The organism is uncultured Turicibacter sp. (assembly GCF_938044715.1).
GTDB classification, from domain to species: domain Bacteria; phylum Bacillota_I; class Bacilli_A; order MOL361; family Turicibacteraceae; genus Turicibacter; species Turicibacter sanguinis.
The window spans coordinates 1-19194 of the sequence record NZ_CALIOS010000142.1; the positions used below are offsets into that span (position 1 = coordinate 1).

Consider the following 19194-nt stretch of genomic DNA (forward strand, 5'->3'; position numbering starts at 1 on the left):
ATTTATAATTCTACATGACCTTAAAAAAACTGTCTAATTAATTGTAACCTATCCAATTTGATTCTTTTGATTTGTTAATCTACCTACATTTCCTAATACAATATTATCAGCAATACCTAGGTTATCTCTTATTTCATCTCTACTACCTTGATTAAATCTAAATTTCTGTATATTAATTCCGTTTTTAATAATAGTGGAATCACTATTTTTAAACAAATAATAAGATGCCTCTGTCCCACAAGAAATACGATAATTACAAAAGATATTCGTTAACGTTATTCCAAGGTGATTAATAATTTTAGATAATCCTTCTTCTCCTCTTTCACTAATGTGGGAGTGAGCAATTCTAACCTTAATATTTGAAATTTGGGCCATCATGAGTGGGATAAAACTGAACTGATTCATATGTGAATGAACGATATGAGGCTTAATTTTTTTTATTAATTTATACGATTGCCAAAAATTCTGTAATGGATTTTCTTTTTTCGAAGCAATTCTAATTGTCTCACAGCCAACTTCATGAAATTTATCTAAAAAAACTTGATTTGGTTCATGTTGATATATAATGGTCACTTTATATGTTTCAGGGAAGTATTTCACACAATTAATAAGAAATTGTTCAACCCCTCCACCGATAATACCAGGAATAAACATCATAATTCTTATTTCATTCATATTTAATTACCACCCTCTTTTATCTCCTAAAAAATTCCGTAATCAAAATATTATTCTTGTAGAATAAATTTTAATCTATCGTTGAAGTAAAGTGCGCATAAAAGGTCTTCCATAAGCTTGAAGTATCCCTACTAATCTTATAGCGAAACATCTAGGTAAAAAATTATATAGTTTCACCAAGTATTTTTTCCATTTAGGTATACTATCTTTCCATAAATCATACTCCTTCCATAGCGTCAAATCTTTATAATACAACCACTTATCAACATACATATGATTACTTCCTGCTATCCAGGGTCTTCTTGAAAGAAAACTAGTGGTATAGTGAATAATAACAGGATTATCAATGGCCATTTTCACTTGAGATTCTGAATAAAATGTAGGAGGTTTTCTATATATCATCATATGTTTATATTTAAAGTCAAAAAAAATGGTTACAGCATTAAAACGAGGTTCAAAGCAAAATGTCTCATGACTCAAAATAGCATTTAAAGCTCCTTGATCTCCCTGTTGAACCTTTCCTTTTTTAGATAAAATAAACTTTAACAACCTTTCTTCTACATGATTTTCCTTCCATTTTTTTAAATCAATGAGCATAACTCCAGAATTAAACATTATGTCATCAGACTTTAATCCTATATTTTTTCTATAATATTTACTAAATGCATCATATAAAGCGGCAATGGTTTTTCCTTCAATATTTAAATTCCATAATTCTTGCAATGAATTATTCACAACAATATCACAATCAAAATACAATACACGTTCTAGATGCTTAGGTAATAATCTTGCTAAAAATAATCTTGAATATTGGCTTAAAGGTCCTCTATCTAACGCAACACTAGTATTAATAATTTCTTGTATATTAACAGCCTGTATCCAGATTGGGAGACCTCTACCGTATGTAAAACAAATTTCATCTAATCTCTTTTTATTTTGTTCGCTAATTCCACCATCTAAAATATACAAAGTAATACTATTTGCATCTTTGTTGTTTTCAAATAAAGACACCATCGAAACACCTAGAATCTCCGCAAACTTATTATCTGATGCATAAACAATATGAAAATCTGAATTTATTTCCATACATTCACCTTCTTCAAATACTGTATTCTTTTTTATAAAAATAAGTTTAACTTGCGTTCTCATCACCTAGCAGTGCTGGAATTGTCATTAAAATCAGTTTAATATCTAACCATAAATTTCTTGTTTTAATGTATTCGATATCTAGATCCACCCACTCATCAAATCCAATATGATTACGTCCACTCACTTGCCAAATACAGGTTATTCCAGGTTTTACAAGTAATCGTTGCATTTGATAATCATTATAAAGTTTTACCTCACGAGGAATCGCGGGACGTGGTCCTACAAGACTCATCTCACCTTTTAGTACATTAATTAACTGAGGTAATTCATCTAAGCTTGTCTTTCGAATAAATTTTCCTACTTTCGTAATCCGTGGGTCATCTTTGATTTTAAAAACAGGACCTGTTTGTTCATTTAAATGCATCAATTCTTGAATTCTATCCTCAGCATCCACATACATACTTCGGAATTTATACATTTTAAAAGTGTTAGGATACTGTCCTACACGGACTTGTTTAAAGATAATCGGTCCCTTAGGATCTTCAATTTTAATCAAAATGGAGACTATCAACATTAAAGGAGAAGCTAGAATCAGACCTGTTATTGCAACGACTATATCTAATAATCGTTTTAAGAAAAGATATAGCTTTGTATCATTTACAATTTGTTTACCTTGTTTCAATAAAACTATTTACACTACTTCATCACCTTCTATCTAATTCGATTTTAAAAAAAGAGACTATATCTAACATGAAGATAGATTTAGTCCCTTTTCAAACGCAAAAAACAGAATCATACCATGATACTCAAACTAATCTATCTTAATGTATTAGATTGTTTCTTTCTCCCTGAACCTAATTTCGTCTCTTTTTCTTTAATTCATTTTCTTCATAGTAACCATAATACTGATACCCGTAATACCCTTTTTTACTTACTGGTATCATTGTCATCGTTACGCCTAAAATACGAGCCCCAACATTCTCAAGTAGTTTTTTTGCACGTTTTGCCCCATCAATATCAGTTTTCCCCGATGCCACTACTAAGATGATTCCATCTACAATGGCTGATAAAATAGCCGCATCTGTTACCAATCCAACTGGAGGTGCATCAATTAAAACAATGTCATATCTTTTTTTTAACACTTCCAATAAATCTTTCATTCTTTTTGACCCCAATAACTCTGATGGATTTGGGGGAATCGGACCACTAGTAATGACTGTTAAATCAGATCCAGCCACTTGAATCATATCTTCAATCTCACTTTGTCCTGATAGTAACGTCGTGACACCTTTTGTATTCGTTAATTTAAAAATCCTGTGAAGACGCGGCTTACGCAAATCACAATCTATAATCGCAACTCTATTTCCAGCTTGAGCAAAGGTTTCTGCTAAGTTTGAAATGGTCGTTGATTTTCCTTCTCCAGGCCCTGAACTGGTTACACAAATAGTTTGTAAATTTCCATCGATATTTGAAAATTGAATATTCGTACGAAGGGTGCGATATGCCTCGGCAACTGGTGATTTTGGATTTGATATTGTAATTAAGTCACTCATCATTTCACATCCTCTTTCCTATTTAAGTTTTTTTTCCATTTCAATATCTGGGATAGCTCCAATAAGCGGTAATCCTAATTGACGTTCAACATCTGTTGGAATCTTCAAGGTACGATCTAAAAATTCTAATATAAATGCAAGCCCTACACTCACCATCATACCAAAAACACCTGCAATGGCCATATTCATGATTTTATTTGGTTTGACAGGACATTCAGGTACTTGGGCTGTATCAATGGTTGACACGTTGTCAATTTCCATAATGTTTTTAATTTCTTTTTTAAAAACATCCGCAATCGTATTTGTCAGTAAAGTAGCGGTCTCAGGATTTGTATCACTAACTTTAATTCGAATGATTTCGGTATCATTCACCTTAGAAACTGTAATCTTTTTTGATAATTCTTCAGCTGTTAAATCTAAATTTAATTGCTTTATCACAGCTTCAGAAATACTTCGACTCTTAATAATTTCACTATAAGTATTCACAAGTTTTTGGCTCATGGTTAAATCATTATAAGTCATAATACTTTCCTGATTTTGTTTATAACTAACTAATAACGTTGATGAGGATTCATAAACAGGTGATAAAATAAAAAAACTAATAACCCCTGCTATAATGACAGAAGTTGCGGTAATACTACAAATCATTAACCAACGTTTTTTTAGGACATTAAAAATGTCTCGCAAATCAATTTCATATTCTGTATTTTCCATGTTCAACTCCCCTTCTTCATCCTTCTATTTATTAATTCGACTTCACACAAAAAACTATTTCTTCAAAAACAAAACCATTATAGCACCTTTTCTTTTCCCCCTTCGGTCATTTCACGACTTATTTCGACACATTCAAGAACGACCGATTCAAGCAACTTTTATTTATTCTATATTTTTCTAATGATAGCTATTTCAAACCTAAAACCAGATTTTTCTTATATTTATTTAAAATTAATTGATTCCTGATTTCATCGCATCGAGTAAAATCACAGATCAGTTTCATGTATTAAATTGATGGTATAAAAAAAAGCCATAGTGAAATCATTTTTTGACTTCACTATGACTTTTTTTGCAATCTCATTAAACTTAAATCGTATGAATCATTGACTATATATATCAGAAAAATCTTCTATTTGGCTATAAGCCTTCTATTGTTTCATGAATCATATCATGTTGATGACTTATCGTTTCACTATCCTTATAATAACCATAAATATTCTCATGAGCATCACTTGCTAACTTCACATAATCCTGTAATAGATACACCGGTTCATATCCTTTTTATTCTTTATTCTCCACTCACCATTAACTGAATCACCATTCCAAGAAGTAAAATGGCCGTCGTTCCAACCCCTGTTAACATATACTTCTCATGATCATTTTTCCAGTGATGGCGATGCTCCCGTTTTTTCTTTTCTCGCTTTTGGCGTTTCTTTTTCGACTTTTCATCCTCTTCCTCTAAATCCTCCTCCACCTCAACTTCTTCTACAACCTGCGTCAACGCATAAAAATGAATCGCCAAATCTAAACATAAATGATATCTCTTACGCGAAAAATTCATCTCAAGCGTCTTCTTAAGTTTCGCATAGCCCTCTTCACTCCAATGATTCACATCATAATCTAAAATCTCATAATTATGGCGCTGGAAGATAAGTGAATCATTTTTAACTAAATCGTAGCATGTGATTAAAAAGTCGGCATCGTCTGGACACAACGTCAAAACGTCCACCAACATGTTTCGCACTGTAAAAATACTGCGCTTCCTGATATTCACCTTAAATTCATTTAAAAAAGCTTCTTTCTCTTCAGGTAACATAAAAAGATTCCCCCTTTTCTATCTTTACAACCCTGACTCATCACATTCCTACAAACTAACTTTAGAAGTTATAAAATATTTTTATTTCAAACAAATTACAACGTCTTATATCTCATTTTATTCAAAAAACGATACCGAATATGACACATTCATCCAAAAACCTGTTATAAAAATAGTCTTTTTACGAAACACTACACATATATTAAGTCAAAAAGGAGAATAACGGTATGAAACCCCCCCCTAAAATAAAGCAAGTAGAAAGCTTTGTCGTGACTAAACGTCGCCACCATCCGCATCATCTCTTTAAAAATGCCCCCAAATCACCTTCGTACTTCGTCACCTTCGAAATTCAAGATGGAAGCCAACTCGAACTTGAAGTCCCATACGAATACTTTACCTTCTTTATAGAAGGAGATGAAGGAGTTCTTTACTACCAAGACCGTGCCTTCCTGTCCTTTGAAAGAACCAAAAGATTATAAAAAACAGCCGAAATGGCTGTTTTTTTATACTTTTGGAGTCGGTTCAAAAGAAACAAATAAGTGTCCTTGAAATTGTAATAATCCCTCATCCCCCTCAATCATATATCCATATTGATTAGAAGGAACACGAAATTCCATCCGTTGCCCCGTTATAAATTCAAAAGTAACATCATATGTCGTAGAAGTTGAGTGATGTATATTGTCATTCATTGAATGAGGATGCCTCGAAATATTCGTCCGATTCGCTACCAAAATTCCCCCATTAGCGGATAAAACCTACTTCGCAGGATGGGGGACCCCGCACTTTCCGTTTGAATTGGCTTCGATTTATCCTTCGCATAATGAATACCTGAATAAATAAACATCCCAATTATGATACAAAAGATCATAATAAAAAATTACCCCATCCATTGAGGAGAGCTAAGACTCACTCTTCGAGTTTCGTACTTAGTTATCAACGAGTGAAAAAAATGGATCGTACATCAAAATTCCCCCTTACCTGATCTCACCCTTATAGCATCATCAGTATAAAAATATATTAAATAATGGAAAAACGAAGAAACATAAACAATTAAACATCTAATCATAAAAAAACAGCCAAATGGCTGTTTTTTTATTAAATTCTGCTCAGGAATTTGTTTTATTGGTGAAACCATACCTTTCACGCATCTAATACATTATATGGATTTTTCAGTTAAAAGATACCTGATTCGCTACATTTTTTTCAAAATACTATGATAATAAGGAACAAAAAGGTGATTCCTAGAAAGAATCACCTTTTAAATGTAACGAAACCTTATCCCCGCCTGTCACGCTACTAATATGATATGTAATACATTCCTGCATGATGTTTTTATCGTTTAAATAATCTCACAATTTGAATCATTAACGTTGGCATAAATCCAAGGATGTAGATGATTCCAAGTTGAGATAACGTAATGTCAGTGACCATAAATAATGAATTTAAAGCTGAATTTAATAAGATTAAATTTAATAGCCCAAATCCAATAACGAATGCCCCGATACTATACTTGTTAGTAAACAATCCAAGTTTGAAGATTGACTCACGTCCACGACAGTTAAATCCGTGGAATAAACGCGCTAAGCAAAGCGTTGCAAATGCAAGTGTTGCTGCCAATCCATGACTTTCCTGAAGTCCAATGAAGTAAGCAATCATCGTAAACACCGCGATTAAAGCTCCTTGCCATCCGATTTGAATCATGGTGTCTTTATCCAAAATCGATTCTTTTTGATGACGTGGTTTGTCCTGTAATAAATTACGCGTCGATTTCTCCATTCCAATCGCGATAGCTGGTAAACTATCTGTCACTAAGTTAATAAATAATAAATGCACTGAGTAAAAGGGTACCGGTAAAGCAAATAACGTTGCAAATAAGACGCATAAAATTCCCGAGAAATTCCCTGATAATAAATACTTGATTGTATTTTTAATATTGGCATACACATTTCTACCCGTCATAATCGCCTTCACAATCGTTGCAAAATTATCATCCGTTAAAATCATAGAAGCCGCATCTTTTGAAACTTCTGTTCCGGTAATTCCCATCGCAATTCCGATATCAGCCGCTTTAAGTGCTGGCGCATCATTCACACCATCCCCTGTCATTGCGACTAAATGTCCAAGCTCTTGCCAAGCTTGTACAATACGAATTTTATGGGCCGGAGCAACACGGGCATACACTGAAATATGTTCTAACTTTTCATGTAACTCGGCATCAGACATCGCATCGAGTTCGTTTCCGTCTAAAACAAGATCCCCCTCTTGATAAATTCCAATTTGCTTAGCAATACTTTTTGCGGTTACTTTATGATCCCCTGTAATCATAATTGGCTTAATTCCAGCCTGTAAACAGTCCGCTACCGCCTCTGCACTTTCAACACGAGGAGGGTCCATTAATGAAATCAATCCAAGGAAGGTTAAATCGTACTCATCCTCAAGTGTTAGAGCCGAATCATCATGTGTTTTCATCGCAAATCCAAGTACTCGAAGTCCTTGCTCTGCAAACTGCTGATTCGTTTGTTCAATTTTCTCAATTTGTTCTGGTGTGAAATCAAAAATTCCATCTGGTGTTAAAACAGAGGTACAACGTTTGATTAATTCATCGGTTGCCCCTTTAACAAACATCGTATACTCGCCACCCACTACCTGAAGTGTACTCATCATTTTACGATCAGAATCAAATGGTAGTTCTGATAATCTCGTATATTCTTGACGTAAATCTAATTCATCCATTTGATATTTTTCAAGTAAATCAACTAAAGCAAGTTCTGTTGGATCTCCAATTCGTTGGTCAGCTGTTGTTGTGGAATCATTACAAAGACCGCACGCTAAAATTAATAAGTGATCCGCTTCTTGATGTGGATTTAACCCATCTGCATCGACTAAATGATGGTTGACATAAACTTGCTGTGCAATCATTTTATTTTGGGTTAACGTCCCTGTTTTATCTGAACAAATCACAGACACTGACCCTAAGCTTTCCACGCTATTTAAATTTTTGATGATGGCATTTTCTTTCGCCATTTTTTGTGTCCCAATCGCTAAAACAATCGTTACAATGGATGCTAATGCTTCTGGTATTGCGGCAACCGCTAAAGCTACAGCAAACATCATAGCATCAAGCGTCGTTGCCCCTTGTAAATCGTTTAAAATATAAACAAAGATACAGATTCCAATAATGACGAATGATAACTTTTTACTGAAGTTATCTAAGTTACGTTGAAGTGGTGTTTTACGCGCTTCTGTTTCATTCATCATCGTGGCAATTTTACCAATCTCGGTCTCCATCCCAACGTTTGTGACAATCGCAGTTCCACGACCATAAGTCACAAGACCGCTCGAGAAAACCATATTAATTTGATCTCCAAGAGGACAATCTTGTTTCTCAATCATCGCTGTACTTTTATCAACACTCACCGATTCACCGGTTAGGGAGCTTTCATTAACTTGTAAACTGTAAGCTTCAATTAAGCGTGCATCAGCACTGACAACATCTCCCGCTTCAAGTAATAAAATATCCCCAATCGTTAATTCAGTCGATGGAATTTCTTGCTTGATTCCACCACGAATGACTTTTGCCTGCGGTGTCGATAAAGCTTTTAAGCTTTTTAAAGATTGACGTGCCTTAACTGTTTGCACGGTTCCTAAAATCGCATTTAATGAAATAACAACTAAAATAACGATGGCACTTTCTAAATGACCCGAAAGCATTGAAATAACAGCTGCCGCAATTAAGATTAGAACTAAAAGGTCCTTAAATTGCGAAATAAATACCATGAAGACAGATTCTTCTTTTTCCTCAAGCAATTGATTTGGCCCATATTGCTCAAGACGTTTAATCGCTTCTTCCTCACTTAAACCTAAATGAGATGTTCGATAGCGAGAACATACTTCTTCAATCCCTTGCTCATAAACCTTTTTCTCCACTTTAATTCCTCCTCGTATCCTAACATACACTGAATTTTAAAAGGACAAACCATCCCACTAATGGTGAAGAAGCCCTCACCCGTGCAAGGTTTTAAAGGTTAAACTTTTTATCCATCTCTTTTCAAGATCATCGCAACAATAAAATAATCATCCAACTGTTTGACTGAACCGATAAGTTCTATGCTTCTTTTTGGCGGCTCTTTTTTAAAATTAAAAGACCGATGACGGCACAGCCAAGTAATAAAAGAATCCATTTACCTGAATCATAATATCCCATGACGTTTTTCCATTCATCTGCTAACCAATAACCAAGCCCCATCAGTAACGTATTCCATACCGCAATTCCTAATGTTGAAGCAAGTAAAAAGGTACTGACACGTTGTTTCGTGATTCCTGCGATAAAGGAAATATAGGTTCTAAATAACGGAATGACACGTCCAAGTCCTACTGAATAAGTTGCATACTTTGCATAAAACTGACGTGTTGATTCAATTCCTTTTCGTGTACTCGGATACTTTTTCATCATTCGATCGATCACTGCGTTTCCACCTGTATATCCGATACTATAACAAATCATTGAGCCTATTAAACCAGCCATAATACTGATTAAAATCGCAAGCATAATGGAATCTCCACTTGCTAAAACCATGGCTCCTGACAGTGGTAGAATCACTTCACTTGGAAGTGGGAGACACGCATATTCTAAAATTATAAATAAAAACATGGCGACGAGTCCGTACTGCGTCATAAATTCAATCATTAAATCCACTCTTGGTTCACTCACCCTTCTTAAATGTATAACCGTTTCTCTTAATCATATTGAGGATGAGAATTCTTTATTACCAGTTTATTTCGATGTTTGCTGTGAGATGGATAACATGAGAACTCGTATTTTTGGCAACAAAAAAACGAGCCTCATTAAAAGCTTAACTCCTTTTAATAAAGCTCGTTTAAATTTGATTGACGATACAAATCAAGCAAAAAATAGTATGAGCCTTATTAAAAGTCCGATTACTTCTAATAAGTCTCGTTTAATGAAGTCGTTAGCAAAATCATAAAAAGATGAATTAAGCTACGTCCTTCACGACATGACCAGAGGAACTACCCTACTATCATTTAGTATTGCCCAAGCACTTGATTTATGACATAAATCAAATACAAGGGACCTCCTCGCGATTGTTGACCATGTCTCACCAAAATCAACATTTGGTGTGAACTACTCCCTTATTGATAACTAATATAACATCAATTTATTATTTTGTGAACCCCCATTTTGAATTTTTCCCATATATTTCTGTCAGTGATTGAAGTAGAAATTTAAACCCTCATCTTTTTTGTGCACGATCGGCGACACGATTAATAGGATGCATAGCTATAGCTACAGGTTTTCATCTATTATTTAAATTGAAGAGGTTGTAAACTTATTATTACCACGCTGTCTTGATTTTTCTAAGTTGTTCGTTGCCAACTTAATTTGTTGATCGATTGCCTCTTCTGAATCTAGGATGCCACTGCTAATCCCTGCACTAATCGTCAGACGTCTATCTTTTAAATCGGTTGAATTTTCAATATTTAAATCGTAGATTGTTTGCATTAAATGCATTAAATTAGGAACACATGCTTCCTTTGAATGATACGACACAATAATAAATTGATTGCCCAAATGACGTGAAATATATTCATTTTCAAAAATCTCTTTAATACAATTTACCAAAGTTTTCAAGGCGGTCTACCTGATTAATCATCGATCACGAAAATGTTTAGGTTGGAAAACTTCATCCGAATTATTTCATGAGCAAGTGTCGCACTTATATTGATAATTCATCATAAAAAAAGATTTTTGTAGTTGATTTATCCATACTTTTATACAGTAAAGGTATTACATCCTCTTTGTCTTGAAACTTCTAAATGATGTGACGCTACTTTAATATAGTGGTCGATATCCTGCTTAGAGTGAATGATGCCGCTACTTAATCCTGCACTAACCGTCATTCGCCTATGCTCTAAAACAAGTGTATTGATAATATTCAAGTCATATATCATCTGTAAAAGTTTTTTTACTTTAAGAACACAATTTTCTTTAGAGTCAGTGGAAACAATAATAAAGAAATGCCCCGAATGACGGGCAATATACTCTTGAGTAAAGGTGTTTTTAATTTGATTCGACAATATTCTAATAATATGATCGCCATTTAAGTATCCGTAAACTTCATTATATCGCTTTAAATCATCATACTGAACAACGGTAAACGTCAATTCTTGCCCGAAATATTTTTCTAATCTGTTATATAGAGCAGACTTCGTTAAAGTATGGGTCAAAGAATCAAAATCTTTTTGAGCTTCGACTTCTGTCACTAAATCTAGTATTCTCTTTTTATGATTGGATATTAAATACACAATCGACCCTATGCCCATTGTTGTGATTGATATCATAAAGAATAAAACAATCCTTTTGCTTACATTTCGATTTTGTCTCTCTTCTTTCGTTTTAAGATAAATCTCATTTAAATCAATAAGGTCATCATCAAGTAATTCATTATCAACAATCTGAGCACGACTCTTCATCGCATCATAAGCCAATGAATAATGATTAAGCTTTAAACTTTGATTTATAATTTCATCTAGCAAACTAATTTTACTAATAAAATATATGTCAGAAGATGCAATTTTTTTATACAAGTCAATATACTGCTCAAGGATTTGATCACTTTTTTCACCTTTTAAGACCAAAATATCTAAGTCTATTTTTTCTATCCAATAATTTAACATCGCATGAAGACTGGTCGCATTTTTTTCGTAAATAGCTTGTGCTCGATTAAGATAAATCCTTGCAATCTCTGGTTTATTTTCAAAAACTGACAATTCTGCTTGTAATAATTCTACCCAAAACTGTAACCAAATTTCATGATCAGTCATCAAATTTTTAACACTCTCGCTGTGTTGATTCAAAAACTCAATGGCATGATCATATCCATAAACCATTCGTAAAGATTTAGCTAGCTGCTCAAAATAAATGTTTAAATCAACATCTCCCCATCTTAGCAAACAGGGATATAGCGTTTCAACTGCTTCTTCATAATTTTTATTTAAAAAATAGGCGTTTCCTAATTCAATCGTAATCGCCCGCTGGAGATTTTTATAGTCGTTCCAAACAGATACTTCAAAAGCATCTAACAGATAGTTAATGCTTTTACTGTATTGGGCAGAAAACAAATAAATTTTAGCTAATAACCTTAAATTTTGAATTTCTTGAAATGGTTCTTGTTTTTTAGTTTTATTAGACTCCAATATTTTTATAATTTGTGCCCTGTAATCTTTTGTATAATCTAAGGCCTGTGAAAATCGATAATTCAAACTCATAACTTCTGCTTCATCGTCTTTAAAAGCTTGAAGCGCTAAATTATAATACTCAAATCCTTTTTCGATTTGCCCTTGATGAATCGCATTAAAGCTTAACTCCCGATAGACCATTCCACATAAAGTATCACAATGCAGGCTATCTATGCTTAATGCTCGATAATAATAATCATTTGATTGATTATAATCTTCATTTAATGATTCAATATAACCTAAAGAAAAATAGCTGTGTTTTAACGCGTCACGGTGTCCGGTTCCTTTAACTTCTTGTTGAATTTTATCCCTATAAAATTTAAGATTATTTTTTAAATCATCTTCCTGAATTGTCCCTATTTTATTCAAAAAATCTTTCGTCATAGGAGGTAATGTTAAATAATCAACAGCTAAACCTATACATATGACAGTCACGATAATAAAAAAAATTAATATTGCCTTGAAAAATTTTGACTTCAAAACCATCTCTCCCCTATTCAAACCCAATCCAATTCACTTCTATCACAAAGGTACCATATTTCTCCACAATATAACAATATTTTCTATAATTATACACAAAAAATCCTGATAAAATTTTTTATCAGGATTTTTTTATTTCATTCGAATACAGCGTCTACCTTCACGATAATAAAGACCATAACAACGATTACATGAGACACACTTTGATTGATGGCCTGCTTTTAATTGTCTAACGAGATTTGGTTCACAAATAAAAGGACGGCAAAATGAAATCATGTCGATTCCATTTTGCAAAACGTGCTCAATATCAGATAAGGTTCGAATTCCTCCCACTAAGATTAATGGAACAGTTGTTAATTCTGCTAGTCTTGAGGCACGTTCTAAATAGTAATTGTGATCGGTATATTTTTTCTTGCCAAAGTCGCATCCGCTTAGTTCGACTGCTTCCACTCCTAGAGTTTCAAGTTCATTGAGCATATAAAGTAAATCTGATTCATACGCTTCGTCATTTAGTTCAACATTACTATTGATTTTTATAAATATTGGATAATTTTCTCCGCAAGCTTGTTTGATTCCTAATATGATTTCGCGTGGGAACCTGAATCTATTTTCCACGCTCCCACCATACTCATCCTGTCTTAAATTATGTTGGGGCGTAATGAATTCACTTAATAGATAACCGTGAGCCATATGAACCTGTACGCCATCAAATCCCGCTTCTTTTGCGCGTTTTGCGGCATCAATAAAAGCGTGGCGAATGCTTTTCAACCCTTCATGCGTTAATGCCAAAGAAGGCGTATCTCCCCGTAGCCATAATTCTGAAGGTCCAACTGGTTGTGCTACCCTTGCTTTTGCTCCTGCATGCGCAAGTTGTGCAATAAACTTACTATCATACTGGTGAACAGCGTCGACGACTTCTTTTAACCTTGGAATAACAGCATCACAATCAATGGCATTTTGATCCTCACTCGCACGTCCTTCTTTCGAAACATAAAGATGTCCCGTCATAATTAAACCCACCTGGTTTTTCGCTAATTCCTCATATATTTCTAACTGTTTATCACTCATCAATCCATTACATTCTTGAGCATAATCGTGTGTGGCGGAGCGCACAAAACGATTGATTAATGATAAGTTTTTTAACTCCAATGCTTTAAATGGACTCATCGAAATCCCTCCCGTTAATTCTCACATCTCTAATTACTACTGTAGTCTATTTTAAACACACAAACAACCCTTCAAATAATATCCCATGGTTAAAAATAAAGAAAAGCTATGAGCCTTTTGACTACATAGCTTTAATATGATCTGTGAAATGGATGATCCCTTTCTTCAAGAGGAAACCTAGCTTCGCTAGGATAGGCCCCCCCATTCTTTTTTAGACTGTCACCTTATTTGATCCACGTTTTTTAGATAACTCTAATTTATAAGTCGCATCATTAATATGTTGATCAACCTGTAATTTGGTTAATACTTTACCAGTCGATAATCCTGCACTAATCGTCACACGTCCATCGACTAGATTAGATGTATTCTCTATATTTTCATCATACATCTTTTCTAATAAATACTCCAATTTCAATAAACAAGCTGAACGATCATTAGGTGAAACGACAATAAAATGATGCCCTGCATGTCTTGCCACATAAGCCTTCGGGAAAGTTGTCTTAATTAACTGAGCTAGCTTTTGAAGCACCTTATCTCCAGTTAGATAACCATATACCTCATTATAACGTTTAAAATCATCAATATTAATCACCATAAAATTCAATAAATCATCTTGACCCATATGAACTTCAAGACAGTCATACAACGCTTCTTTCGTTAAGGTGTTCGTTAATGTATCCACATCTTGCTTCGCTTTAATCTCATTCGATAAAGCTTTAATTCGAGATTGCTTCTTGAAAATAATATAAATAAGAACTCCTACACCACCAACCAATAGGGTACCTATTATACTCACGATTAATTTCATCATGATCTGATTTTGTTTAATCTGATCTAATGTCATCTCATAAAATTCACTAATATTAAAGGAATCATTTTTAATATCAGTACTTTTAAAATTGCATAATCTTTCATTTAGATATTGATATCCTAATTCATAATTATTAATCTCAATACTCTGTTTAACCACCTGCTCCAATAAATTGACCTTAGCTGTGACATAAATTTCTGAATCAACAATTTCTTTATATAATTGGTCATATCTATCTGCAATTTCTTGATTTCTTATTCCAGTTTGCACTAAATAATCTAATTCAACTTTCTCTTTCCAAAGATACAATGTTGTCTCTTGAAACTCCTCGTTACTTGTATAAACTTTATCCAAGTGTTGAATAAGGTCATTTGCTTCTGCAACTTTTCCTTCATTAATCGCTAAACTAGCACGAATCCATGTATACCAAAAGTCTAACCATTCTGATGATTCAACAGATAATTGACTCACATAATCATTCAAAAATTCAATTGCTTTATCGTATCCCTGAACCACCCGATAAGATTCTACAAGCTGAGGAATATATGAGATAAAATCGTCTTTTTTGTTTCTTGGAAAAAGACTTTCTAAAATTGAAATAGCTTGTTCATAATCCCCATTTAAAAAATAAGCTTGTCCTAGCTTAATTGAAACTTCCTCTTGAATAATTTTATAATCATTCCATACACTCACCCTATATGCATCCAGTAAGTACATGATACTCTTTTCATAATATCCACTAAGCAGATAAACATTAGTTAATAAGCGATGAGCTTCTAAATAATCATACTCATTCACATTTTTATCTATCACAAATTCTAGTAGTGGGATACTAGACTGGGGATTACTAGAAAAATCAACGATTCCTTGAGAAAAACGTCGATAAAGACTTGATTTAAGTTTTGTCATATAAAATTTTGAAACATTTTTTTCTGCTAACTCAAAATAATACTTAGCACTTACTTCATCATTTAAAGCTAGGGCATTATAAGCCAACTCTTTATATAAATTAATACAAATAGTTGAACTTGAATCTTCCCCAATACTTAAGGCTTTTAAATAATACTGAGTTGATTCTTCAAAATTCCCATCTAAAGCCTCTAAAAAGCCAAGTGCATAAAATCCTTTTTGAAGATCTGATCTTCTTGTCATCTGTGATAATTCAGCTAAAATCTTAGACTTGTATTCCTCGACTTGATTTTCTTCCCATAAATAAATAGAAAAATGGTCAATTTGATTAACAACTTCCTTTGTAACCGTTGGACGGTTCCATTCTATCAGTATAAAAACAAAACATAAGCATAAAAGTGCAGTCATTATTTTAATTGATCCCTTTAAATATTTTATCTTCAATCAAACACCCCCTTCTCCAATGTCAACAATCCCATGAGCACATCACACCTAGCTTCGCTAGGATGGGGACATTTTAAATTCTAATGATACTGATCTATAAAAAGATGCACATCGAGTTAAAAATTGACATGAACTTAAGTCTCATTGCTTTCCTCGCCTAATAAATCAGATTTCAAATGATTTAATTCCATATTGCCTGTTATATTTATTACAAAATTATACAAAAAACATCTTTTATTATCTTAACATTTCTAACAAAATACATCAATATGTGTTCCTAATTTATTCCATTTTAACATCAATATGGATACTTTTTTAAAAAAATCGGGTAAATGATTACATTCACCCGATTTTATCCATTATTGTGGCTTTTCTAATGTAATTGAAAATACAAATTGATGACGACACTCATCATAATCAAAATATGTACTTCCATTATACTTAGCCACAGCGCGTTTAATATTTTCAACTCCATAACCATGCTGACCCTTTTGAGTCTTTGTGCTTTTCAATTTTCCCTTTGAAATAATAGGGGCCACATCGCAACTATTCACCACCTTGATGATGATATACGTCTGATTAAAAGAAGAAATCGTAAATTGAATTTCCTTTTGTTCACTTTTCTCACAACTCTCAATCGCATTATCAAGCATATTCGTCAAAATAATCGTCATCTCTTTAAAATCCACAAAATCTAGTGACACGTGTTCAATCCGTTTCGTAAAGGTAATGCCTATTTTCTTCATCTGAGAAATCTTATCATTCAAAATAATATCTACCAATCGATTTCCCGTAATCACAATCGACGACAACTGATTCAAATCTTCATAAACACTATCAATATAATGACTTGCCTCTTCCGGTGTCTGTTGATTAATAAAACCTTTTATACAAATAAGATGATTTTTAATATCATGAGCTAGCTGATTAATTTGATCATTCTTTCTTAATAGTACCTTGTTGTGCTCGATAATCATCCGATTTTGTTCACGTTCGTTCTCAATTTCCTTTGATTTCATGTACTTAAACGTTGCAATCCCACCTAATATAGCGATGATAAATGAAGCACACGCAATTCCTATTGCAACATGAATCTGGGTTTCAAAATTTTGTTCAAAAGCCTTAAATTCAGACATTGTTTGCTGATAAAAATCTTTCATGGGGGTACTAGTTAACACAACTAAATCATACGGAGCATACAACTCAGCATATAACATATCCTGATTGTCATTGTTTTGAACATAACCAAAATAAGTTCCATTATCCTTTAGCCCCTCTAGCATTTCTTTTAAAACATAACGTCCCCTATCATCTTGATAGGTTGTATTAATATAGCATCCTTGTCTTGCACAACTTGGTGAGACACTTATCCCTTGAATGACTTTAGCAAATTTATCTCCACCTTTATAATCAACAATTTCGATTAAGGTGTAAATCGATGTTAAATTAGGATTTTCGTCGAACGCGTCTTTTAACATTCCTTTATACATTGTCTTTAAATCGGAATCTGAAATCCCAATAATTACAATATACCGATTCTCTTGCACCATATGCTGCCTCCATAGTGCAAGATCAAAGAATAAATCACTATACAGGATATCCTGTGCAAGTATCATATTATTTTGTTTAAATTCAGCTACCACGGTTTGATTGTGTTGATCGTAGACCCTAATTTGTAAATCTTTGTAGGCAGAGGTTAAAAAAATAAACATCTCCATAATATCCTCGTCTTGTTTAGATTTTTCAATGATATATTCATGGAGGATTGAATCGACAACATTTAACGATTTATTATAATCTTCAATCAGATAATCAAAATCAATATTCACTCTAATCATCAACTCATTAACATCATTTTTCAATTTACTTTGTTCCACTTCAATTAAAGATTCCGTTAAACAATTAATATTGTTTTGATAAGCCACCTGCATAATCCTAATATAAATCCATATTAAACCAAAAACGACGATCCCAATGATAAGAATAGCATTAAGGTAAATTCGCTTTTCCGAGTTGTTTTTTTGCATTCTTATCATCCTTTCTAAACAAAAAAAAACGCCCATTGCTCTCAAGGGGCGTTTTTATTAAGGTTGACTAATATAACGAACAAAACTCGTTTTAAAACCTTTATATTTCCTTAATGACATATAAACTTCTTCACCTGTTGTCAATGTCACTTTATCTCGAGCAACTAATTTTACATATTTTAAATTTACTAAATAACTTGAATGGGTATATTCAAAATGATGAATCGCTAAACGATGATACCAACTATTTAAATTATAGCTACTTGTATAGATTGCTTCAGGTGTATGAATTAAGACTTTTCGACCTGATATTTCTAAATAAGTGATATCCTCAATTAATACTTTCTCTAATGCCCTTTCACTACGAGCAGAAATATATTTTTTTGCAGTATTTAATTCTTCAATTAAGGAAGTCAACGCTTCAGTTAATTCATCCTGCTTTAACGGTTTGATTAAAAATCTTGATGCCATGACCTTATATCCTTCTGGCCAATAATGTTCATAAGCTGTAACAAAAATGATTTTACTTTTAGGACACGTTTTTCTAATTTCTTTGGCCACTTCTATCCCATTAATCCTAGGCATCTCAACATCTAGAAAGATGACATCATATTCAAAATAATCTTTTTCTAAAAAATCTTCACCACATTCAAAATAATCAATCTCAAACTTAATTCTACACTCACTTCCATAAGCCTTTAAACTGTCAATTAACTCAACTGCTTGAATTCGCGAATCTTCACAAATTGCAATTTTATACATTATTTCACCACCATTAATCCGCAAACTCTCCTAAGTTAACATTTTAACAAGCAAACTATACCTAATTCAACTTTAAATCGTCAACCTATTTTTTCCTTTTTCTTTTGAGATTAAGACTAAATCCTGTGCTTTTTTTAGATATTTATCTAAATTAATCGATGAATCTAAATTACCACAAACAATTCCAACACTTAACGTCATACGTAAATC

The 19194-nt window shown here is 33.2% G+C and carries 18 protein-coding genes; 2 read left to right on the forward strand and 16 right to left on the reverse strand.

The window, feature by feature from the left end:
• Positions 1 to 48 precede the first annotated feature (48 nt).
• The 7 genes from QWC74_RS13445 to QWC74_RS13475 all read right to left on the reverse strand — a co-directional run bounded on the left by QWC74_RS13445 (position 49) and on the right by QWC74_RS13475 (position 5127).
• A complete protein-coding gene (locus tag QWC74_RS13445) occupies positions 49 to 675 on the reverse strand; it encodes a glycosyltransferase (protein WP_155222833.1) in 627 nt (208 codons plus the stop codon).
• 75 nt (positions 676 to 750) lie between these two features.
• Positions 751 to 1761 (reverse strand): glycosyltransferase family 8 protein, encoded by a 1011-nt coding sequence (locus QWC74_RS13450; protein WP_006785876.1) that lies wholly within the window; start codon positions 1759 to 1761, stop codon positions 751 to 753.
• Between the two features lie 46 nt (positions 1762 to 1807).
• On the reverse strand, positions 1808 to 2446 hold the full coding sequence (locus tag QWC74_RS13455) for an exopolysaccharide biosynthesis polyprenyl glycosylphosphotransferase (protein WP_006785875.1): 639 nt from the start codon (positions 2444 to 2446) through the stop codon (positions 1808 to 1810).
• 172 nt (positions 2447 to 2618) lie between these two features.
• Positions 2619 to 3320: a CpsD/CapB family tyrosine-protein kinase gene (locus QWC74_RS13460; RefSeq protein WP_006785874.1), complete on the reverse strand. Its 702-nt coding sequence runs from the start codon at positions 3318 to 3320 to the stop codon at positions 2619 to 2621.
• Positions 3321 to 3335: 15 nt separating this feature from the next.
• Positions 3336 to 4031, reverse strand: coding sequence for a YveK family protein (locus QWC74_RS13465; protein ID WP_006785873.1), 696 nt, complete (start codon positions 4029 to 4031; stop codon positions 3336 to 3338).
• Positions 4032 to 4448: 417 nt separating this feature from the next.
• Complete coding sequence (locus tag QWC74_RS13470) at positions 4449 to 4577, reverse strand: hypothetical protein (RefSeq protein ID WP_262942105.1); 129 nt, start codon at positions 4575 to 4577, stop codon at positions 4449 to 4451.
• A gap of 22 nt (positions 4578 to 4599) precedes the next feature.
• Entirely contained in the window at positions 4600 to 5127 is a 528-nt protein-coding gene (locus QWC74_RS13475; RefSeq protein ID WP_055163707.1) for a hypothetical protein, read from the reverse strand.
• Between the two features lie 227 nt (positions 5128 to 5354).
• On the opposite strand from QWC74_RS13475, the gene QWC74_RS13480 reads away from it, so the two are divergent.
• Positions 5355 to 5606: a DUF2500 family protein gene (locus QWC74_RS13480; RefSeq protein WP_288994220.1), complete on the forward strand. Its 252-nt coding sequence runs from the start codon at positions 5355 to 5357 to the stop codon at positions 5604 to 5606.
• A gap of 24 nt (positions 5607 to 5630) precedes the next feature.
• Here QWC74_RS13480 and QWC74_RS13485 read toward each other — a convergent pair whose 3' ends face one another.
• From QWC74_RS13485 to QWC74_RS13495, 3 genes are all read right to left on the reverse strand, one after another.
• On the reverse strand, positions 5631 to 5858 hold the full coding sequence (locus QWC74_RS13485) for a DUF2500 domain-containing protein (protein ID WP_081448252.1): 228 nt from the start codon (positions 5856 to 5858) through the stop codon (positions 5631 to 5633).
• A 601-nt stretch (positions 5859 to 6459) separates the two neighbouring features.
• Positions 6460 to 9054 (reverse strand): cation-translocating P-type ATPase, encoded by a 2595-nt coding sequence (locus tag QWC74_RS13490; protein WP_006785869.1) that lies wholly within the window; start codon positions 9052 to 9054, stop codon positions 6460 to 6462.
• Positions 9055 to 9232: 178 nt separating this feature from the next.
• Positions 9233 to 9814, reverse strand: coding sequence for a DedA family protein (locus QWC74_RS13495; protein ID WP_155062366.1), 582 nt, complete (start codon positions 9812 to 9814; stop codon positions 9233 to 9235).
• 118 nt (positions 9815 to 9932) lie between these two features.
• Between QWC74_RS13495 and QWC74_RS13500 the strand changes: the two genes are divergently transcribed.
• Positions 9933 to 10112 carry a hypothetical protein gene (locus QWC74_RS13500; RefSeq protein ID WP_039930849.1) on the forward strand — a complete coding sequence of 60 codons (180 nt, stop codon included), beginning with the start codon at positions 9933 to 9935 and terminating at the stop codon, positions 10110 to 10112.
• A gap of 341 nt (positions 10113 to 10453) precedes the next feature.
• Here the strand turns inward: QWC74_RS13500 and QWC74_RS13505 are convergent, their stop codons facing one another.
• From QWC74_RS13505 to QWC74_RS13530, 6 genes are all read right to left on the reverse strand, one after another.
• Entirely contained in the window at positions 10454 to 10777 is a 324-nt protein-coding gene (locus QWC74_RS13505) for a diguanylate cyclase domain-containing protein (RefSeq protein WP_006785867.1), read from the reverse strand.
• A 140-nt stretch (positions 10778 to 10917) separates the two neighbouring features.
• On the reverse strand, positions 10918 to 12870 hold the full coding sequence (locus tag QWC74_RS13510) for a GGDEF domain-containing protein (protein WP_006785866.1): 1953 nt from the start codon (positions 12868 to 12870) through the stop codon (positions 10918 to 10920).
• Positions 12871 to 12996: 126 nt separating this feature from the next.
• Complete coding sequence (locus QWC74_RS13515) at positions 12997 to 14031, reverse strand: HisA/HisF-related TIM barrel protein (RefSeq protein WP_006785865.1); 1035 nt, start codon at positions 14029 to 14031, stop codon at positions 12997 to 12999.
• Between the two features lie 211 nt (positions 14032 to 14242).
• On the reverse strand, positions 14243 to 16195 hold the full coding sequence (locus tag QWC74_RS13520; RefSeq protein WP_155222832.1) for a diguanylate cyclase domain-containing protein: 1953 nt from the start codon (positions 16193 to 16195) through the stop codon (positions 14243 to 14245).
• Positions 16196 to 16554: 359 nt separating this feature from the next.
• Complete coding sequence (locus QWC74_RS13525) at positions 16555 to 18222, reverse strand: sensor histidine kinase (protein WP_006785863.1); 1668 nt, start codon at positions 18220 to 18222, stop codon at positions 16555 to 16557.
• 57 nt (positions 18223 to 18279) lie between these two features.
• Positions 18280 to 18984 carry a LytTR family DNA-binding domain-containing protein gene (locus tag QWC74_RS13530; protein ID WP_006785862.1) on the reverse strand — a complete coding sequence of 235 codons (705 nt, stop codon included), beginning with the start codon at positions 18982 to 18984 and terminating at the stop codon, positions 18280 to 18282.
• Between the last annotated feature and the right edge of the window lie 210 nt (positions 18985 to 19194).

Bases quoted from the DNA above. Each gene is read 5' to 3' on its own strand.
- QWC74_RS13445 (WP_155222833.1), bottom strand. From the start codon at position 675: ATGAATGAAATAAGAATTATGATGTTTATTCCTGGTATTATCGGTGGA.
- QWC74_RS13450 (WP_006785876.1), bottom strand. From the start codon at position 1,761: ATGGAAATAAATTCAGATTTTCATATTGTTTATGCATCAGATAATAAG.
- QWC74_RS13460 (WP_006785874.1), bottom strand. From the start codon at position 3,320: ATGATGAGTGACTTAATTACAATATCAAATCCAAAATCACCAGTTGCC.
- QWC74_RS13465 (WP_006785873.1), bottom strand. From the start codon at position 4,031: ATGGAAAATACAGAATATGAAATTGATTTGCGAGACATTTTTAATGTC.
- QWC74_RS13475 (WP_055163707.1), bottom strand. From the start codon at position 5,127: ATGTTACCTGAAGAGAAAGAAGCTTTTTTAAATGAATTTAAGGTGAAT.
- QWC74_RS13480 (WP_288994220.1), top strand. From the start codon at position 5,355: ATGAAACCCCCCCCTAAAATAAAGCAAGTAGAAAGCTTTGTCGTGACT.
- QWC74_RS13495 (WP_155062366.1), bottom strand. From the start codon at position 9,814: ATGATTGAATTTATGACGCAGTACGGACTCGTCGCCATGTTTTTATTT.
- QWC74_RS13500 (WP_039930849.1), top strand. From the start codon at position 9,933: ATGAGAACTCGTATTTTTGGCAACAAAAAAACGAGCCTCATTAAAAGC.
- QWC74_RS13510 (WP_006785866.1), bottom strand. From the start codon at position 12,870: ATGGTTTTGAAGTCAAAATTTTTCAAGGCAATATTAATTTTTTTTATT.
- QWC74_RS13515 (WP_006785865.1), bottom strand. From the start codon at position 14,031: ATGAGTCCATTTAAAGCATTGGAGTTAAAAAACTTATCATTAATCAAT.
- QWC74_RS13525 (WP_006785863.1), bottom strand. From the start codon at position 18,222: ATGCAAAAAAACAACTCGGAAAAGCGAATTTACCTTAATGCTATTCTT.
- QWC74_RS13530 (WP_006785862.1), bottom strand. From the start codon at position 18,984: ATGTATAAAATTGCAATTTGTGAAGATTCGCGAATTCAAGCAGTTGAG.